This window comes from Phytoactinopolyspora endophytica (assembly GCF_004138495.1).
In the GTDB taxonomy this organism is placed as follows: Bacteria; Actinomycetota; Actinomycetes; order Jiangellales; family Jiangellaceae; genus Phytoactinopolyspora; species Phytoactinopolyspora endophytica.
In genome coordinates this window covers 121,001-126,258 of sequence record NZ_ML142866.1, presented here as the reverse complement: position 1 = coordinate 126,258, position 5,258 = coordinate 121,001, and the positions used below count along the sequence as shown (strand labels likewise).

The window sequence follows — 5,258 nt, the reverse complement described above, 5'->3', positions numbered from 1 at the left end:
CGGCGACGTTGACCACTCGGTCACCCGCAAGCTCCTGCGCCTTGGCCATGGCTGCCTCGACGCCGTCGACGAAGTGAAACGACCCCTCGGGGTCCCAGCCCTCGGGCTCCGGCCGGTGCGTCACGACGACCACGTGGTCGACCTCGCCCGGAGGCTTCCCGTCCCAGCCGTCGGTTATGTCGAACACGTGGCGGCCGACGATTGTCGCCCCGATCTGGTCCCAGTACGGCCGGATGTGGTCGTAGGACGTCTGCGACACCTTCAGCTCGCCGTTCTCGTCCAACGGGACGTCACCGTTGAAGTACCAGTCGAACAGCGGTCCGGGCTGGTCATTCTCGTCCGCGACGAAGCCGTCCACCGACACCACGTTGTACATGACTACCTTGCCCATGGGGCTCTCCTTTGCTTTGGGGTGCCCCCATATTGGCGTGTCGTGAACTGTCGCTCTTGTAAGAAATCAATCGGCCGGCAGCGGCCAGCTGTCCAGCGCGTGGCCGGGATGTTCGCGCAGGAACTGCCGCCGGACTTCGACGTACCGGGTCGGCGTGAGCCCGGTGAACGCCCGGAACTCGTGGCCGAAGTGGGCCTGGTCGAAGTAGCCTGCGCTACTGGCGAGGTCGGCCCAGTCGATCGGTTCGGCGGGGTTGATCGAGAACACGGTGGCGGCGAAGCGGTAGCTGCGGGCCAGCCGCTTCGGCGTGACGCCGATGAGCTCCTTGAACCGCTGTGCCAGGTGAGTGCTGCTGACACCGGCTGCCACCCTCAGATCGCCGATCGCCACCGCCCCGCTGGTCGCCGCGATGATGCGGCCCGTATGGCAGACCAGTCCCAGGCCTGCCGCGTCGCCCAGCCGTCGCATTAGCTCCTCCTCGAGCAGCGTCAGCATCTCGTGAGGTCCGTCCGCCGTAGCCAGCCGGTCTCGCAGCTCAGCAATGGCGGGCCTGCCCCAAACCTGCTCTACCGTCACCGGCTGGTCGCACAGCTCGGCGGCGGGCATCGGCAGGAACGGCGCCAGCCCCCACGGCTTGAAGTGGACGCCGACGGACCGGGTCCGGGGTGGGTAGCCGAACTCCAACGCGCGGGTGGGCGTGGTGACCACGCAGCCATCGAGGTACTCGGCCGTCTGGATGTCGGTGCCGGCACGGATGCGGAACGGCGCCCCGAAGTTGACGACGAGGAACGCCGCCGGCGACGGCGGCAGCATCAGCCGCGCGTACGGCGGCGCGCCCTCCAGGTAGTAGAGGTCGTCGATCAGCCCGTTCAGCGGCGGTCGCGGCACTCTGGACACGTACTCCACGCGCACAGTATCGCCGACGCCCGCCGGCATCGCGCGCGGGATGCGCCGCCGACCCGCCCACCACAAAGGCACCAAATCCAGGCGAAAGGTTTAACTACAAGCTAAGCGGCGATCCGACCTTGTCGGTGGCGAGCTCTAGTGTCTAGCCCGGGTAGACAAGAGCGTTGAGAACAAGGAGGCCCGTCCATGCTCATCGACTGTGATCGCTGTGAGATGCGGAATATCGCATGCTCGGACTGCGTGGTGAACGTGCTGCTCGGTAACGACGAGAACGAGTTCGACGGCGCGGAGCGGCGCGCCATTGGTGTGCTGGCTGACGCGGGAATGGTGCCACCGCTGCGGTTGAGCGTGGTCGAGTCGCGCCCGGCCGAGAGCCGGGAGACGGACGGGACCGAGCCCATGGAGCGCTCCGCGTGAAATCCGGACGAGGCATTCGACGACGGTGGTGGACCACTCGGCGGTGCGGAGGTCCTCGGACTGGCCTCACTCGCCACGCTGAGTAGGAAATTTGTCACGTAAAGTGAGCACGTCATCGGGTATGCGAAGTCGAGATTTACCCTTGCGCGCAAGAGTTTGGCGAAACATGGCGTAGGGGTTTGCCCTCGCTGGCTTGGCTGGCTAAGCTGCCGCATCAGGTGCCTGACGCCAGCCTAAGGAAGGACCAGCGTGCCTGAACGCCAGCGCCGATCCCATGGATCGGCTCGACTCATAGCTTTCTGTACAGCCGCCGTCACTGTGGCGGCCGGTGTCAACTTCAGTCAGATCGGCCACGCGGATCCGGAGCCGTCCCTGGATGACATCCGGGAGAAGGTCGACGAACTCCATCATGAGGCCGAGGTCGCGACCGAGCGGTTCCACCTCGCCGGAGAAGAGCTCGAAAGCGTGGAACGGCGCCTGAACCGTGCCGAGGACGCGATCGAGAAGCAGGAGGAGAGGCTCGACGCCGCCCTGGCGGATATGGCGGGTTTCGTAGCCGCGACATACCAGACCGGAGGCATCGACCCCACGGTACGTGTGCTGTTCGCCGACGATCCGGCGGCATACCTGGACCAGGCGTCGGTGCTCGACGCCTACACCCGGCAGCAGGCCGGCCAGATCACCACGGTCGAGCATGAGTCGCGCGCCCTCGAACAGGCCAAGCTGCTCGCCGACGAGGAACTGAGCCGCATGCAGGCCATCGAGGACGAGCGCGAGGCAGAGAAGAGCTCGATCGAGGAGATGCTCGCCGAGAGCGAAGAGATCCTCGACGAGCTGGAGGAAGAGGAGCGGCAGCGGCTCGAGGAGGAGCGCCGCCGTGAAGAAGAGGAAGAAGCACGTCGTCGGGCGGCCGAGGAAGAGAGCCGCAGCGATGACCGCGGCGATGAAGACTCGGACGACGGCGACTCGGATGAAGAGACCGATCCGCCACCGGCCAGCGGCGATGCGGGCGCTGTGGTCGATTTCGCGCTCGCCCAGGTCGGCGATCCGTACGTATGGGCGGGGAACGGGCCCGATGCATGGGACTGCTCCGGCCTGACGTCGGCCGCATGGGCGCAAGCGGGCGTCTCGCTGCCGCGCTCGTCGGCCTCGCAGATCAACGTGGGCACCAGGGTCTCGAAGAGCCAGCTTCAGCCTGGCGATCTGGTCTTCTACTACAGCCCGATCAGCCATGTCGGCATCTACATCGGCAACGGACAGATGGTGCATGCGACCCACCCGGGCAGCACTGTGAAGGTCGACTCGGTCGACCTGATGCCTTTCGCGGGCGCCAGCCGGCCAGGCTGACCGGCCTCACGCCGGTGACTCAGGTACCTGCCCGCTCCGTTCGTGGAGCGGGCAGACGCCGTTTCGCTGTGTCAAGCTCAGTGTGGTGAGCCGCACGCTCGTCATTACCAACGACTTTCCGACACGGCGCGGCGGCATCGAGTCGTTCGTCTACTCGTTGTGCGAGCGACTACCCCAGGGCGAAGTCGTCGTCTACACCGCGGCGATGGTTGGACAACGAGCGTTCGACACCAGGTTGCGCTACCCGGTGGTCCGGGACCCATCGTCGGTCCTGCTTCCTACGGCGTCGGTGGCGAGACGGACGGCGGCGATCCTGCACGCGGAGCGATGCACATCCGTATTGTTCGGCGCGGCCGCACCTCTGGGGTTGCTGGCCGCGGACCTCCGAAGCGCTGGTGCCGAGCGCGTTGTCGGCCTGACGCACGGGCACGAGACGTGGTGGGCGCGTGTGCCGGGCGCCCGACGTGTGCTTCGGCGCATCGGGGACAGCTGCGATGCGCTGACGTACGTCTCCGAGTTCTGTCGCCACAGGATCGCGGGCAGCCTGTCGGCGGCCGCCGCTGAACGCATGGTCCGGCTCGCGCCCGGAGTCGACGTGGAGGTGTTCCGGCCCGGCGCCGGAGGCGCCAGGACGCGTCGTTGGCTGGGAATCGGCGCCGACCGTCCGGTGCTGCTCTCGGTCGCGCGTCTCGTGCCTCGCAAGGGGCAGGATGCGCTGATCCGGGCCATGCCGTACATCCTGCGCGAGGTGCCGGACGCCGTGCTGCTCCTTGTCGGTGAGGGCTCGTATCGCCGTCGTCTCGAACGGCTGGTCGATGAGTACTCGGTCCAGGAGAGCGTGATCTTCGCCGGTGCGGTGCCGTGGTCTGAGGTGCCGGCCTGGTTCGACGCCGCCGACGTCTTCGCCATGCCGTGCCGCACGCGTCGTTCAGGTCTGGAGCCCGAGGCGCTTGGGATCGTCTTCCTGGAGTCGCAGGCGTGCGGAGTTCCGGTCCTGGTGGGCGACAGCGGCGGCGCGCCCGAGACCGTCCGGCACGGTGAGACCGGCTATGTGTTCGATCCCCGGGACCCGCCGGCGATCGCTGCGCGCGCCGTGCCACTGCTCGTCGACCGCCGACGAGCCCGGGATCTGGGCGTGCAAGCCCGAACCTGGGTAGAGGGGGAGTGGGACTGGTCCAACTCCGTCACGACCCTCCGCCGACTCCTCGCCCACCCCTGAACCGGCTTGCGCCGAACAGGCCTCCGGCATGGACCCCGTGACCACGACGTCGCTCTCTCTGCCGCTCTCCGAACGGAACGACATTGTGGTCGCCCGCGCGACCATGATGCATGCTTGTGTGGTGCTCTCGGCGAAGGAACCGACGTGGCGGCGCCCTTCAACGGGGATGGGCATTCAGTGCTGCCCTGAGACCAGGCCGAACGTAGGAGAGGGCCGGAGAACTTCTTCGACTGATCTTCGGCCGGCGGCTGACCGGCGCAATCACCCTGCCGAGCCGCCCCGCCGGCCGCGTGAGAAGGAGAAGAATTCTCCGGCCCCCTCAGCGTAACCACAGCCCTGGCCCACCTGGCGTAACCACGGCCCGGTGAGCGTCACACATGGCTAAGGTTCGGTGGTGTTGTCGAGCAGCCCGGCCCGCACCGCTGCCATGATCGCCTGCGCGCGGTTTCCAGCACCGAGCTTGTCGTACAGCTTCGACACGTGCGTCTTCGTGGTCGACTCGCTGATGTAGAGCTTGCGCGAGATACTCGATACGCCCAGCCCTTCGGCAAGCAGCCCAAGGACTTCTCGCTCCCGCCGAGTCAGCTGCGGGCCGCTGGGGTTGAGCTTGCGGTGCATGGCCTCAGCCAGGTCCGCGGCGATGAACGACGACGGCTTGGCGGCGGCGTGCCGGGCGGCGGCGACGACGTCGTCGCTGGGCGCGCTCTTCGGAACGAACGCCGAGGCTCCGGCGTCGAGGGCCGCGAACAACTGGTCGTCGCCGGCGTACATGGTGAGGATGACCAGTCCGACGTCGGGACGCGCGGAGCGCAACGACTGGGCCAGGTCGAGCCCGCTGCCGTCCGGCAGGCGCACATCGAGCACGGCGACGTCCGGCTGAGTGGTCTCGGCCAGTCGCCGTGCGTCGCCTACGGAGGCTGCCTCGCCGACTACTTGAAACTCTGAGTCGCGCTCGAACGCTCGGCGTAGTCCCTGACG

The 5,258-nt window shown here is 67.4% G+C and carries 6 protein-coding genes; 3 read left to right on the top strand and 3 right to left on the bottom strand.

Annotated elements, in window-relative coordinates:
- Both ELR45_RS41600 and ELR45_RS27490 read right to left on the bottom strand, forming a co-directional pair.
- A partial coding sequence (locus ELR45_RS41600) for a dihydrofolate reductase family protein (RefSeq protein WP_240760190.1) occupies nucleotides 1-391 on the bottom strand: 391 nt, incomplete at its 3' end.
- Nucleotides 392-457: 66 nt separating this feature from the next.
- Entirely contained in the window at nucleotides 458-1,327 is an 870-nt protein-coding gene (locus ELR45_RS27490; protein ID WP_420813957.1) for a helix-turn-helix domain-containing protein, read from the bottom strand.
- Nucleotides 1,328-1,483: 156 nt separating this feature from the next.
- On the opposite strand from ELR45_RS27490, the gene ELR45_RS27485 reads away from it, so the two are divergent.
- The 3 genes from ELR45_RS27485 to ELR45_RS27475 all read left to right on the top strand — a co-directional run bounded on the left by ELR45_RS27485 (nucleotide 1,484) and on the right by ELR45_RS27475 (nucleotide 4,280).
- A complete protein-coding gene (locus tag ELR45_RS27485; protein WP_129669169.1) occupies nucleotides 1,484-1,714 on the top strand; it encodes a hypothetical protein in 231 nt (76 codons plus the stop codon).
- Nucleotides 1,715-1,963: 249 nt separating this feature from the next.
- Nucleotides 1,964-3,061 carry a C40 family peptidase gene (locus tag ELR45_RS27480; RefSeq protein ID WP_129669168.1) on the top strand — a complete coding sequence of 366 codons (1,098 nt, stop codon included), beginning with the start codon at nucleotides 1,964-1,966 and terminating at the stop codon, nucleotides 3,059-3,061.
- 85 nt (nucleotides 3,062-3,146) lie between these two features.
- Complete coding sequence (locus ELR45_RS27475) at nucleotides 3,147-4,280, top strand: glycosyltransferase family 4 protein (RefSeq protein ID WP_129669167.1); 1,134 nt, start codon at nucleotides 3,147-3,149, stop codon at nucleotides 4,278-4,280.
- Between the two features lie 381 nt (nucleotides 4,281-4,661).
- Here ELR45_RS27475 and ELR45_RS27470 read toward each other — a convergent pair.
- Nucleotides 4,662-5,258 (bottom strand): response regulator transcription factor (locus ELR45_RS27470; protein WP_205857374.1); only part of this gene is annotated, 597 nt, incomplete at its 5' end.

What these genes read in the sequence shown, in the direction of transcription:
- ELR45_RS27490 (WP_420813957.1), bottom strand. Translation starts at nt 1,327, where the DNA reads ATGCCGGCGGGCGTCGGCGATACTGTGCGCGTGGAGTACGTGTCCAGA.
- ELR45_RS27485 (WP_129669169.1), top strand. Translation starts at nt 1,484, where the DNA reads ATGCTCATCGACTGTGATCGCTGTGAGATGCGGAATATCGCATGCTCG.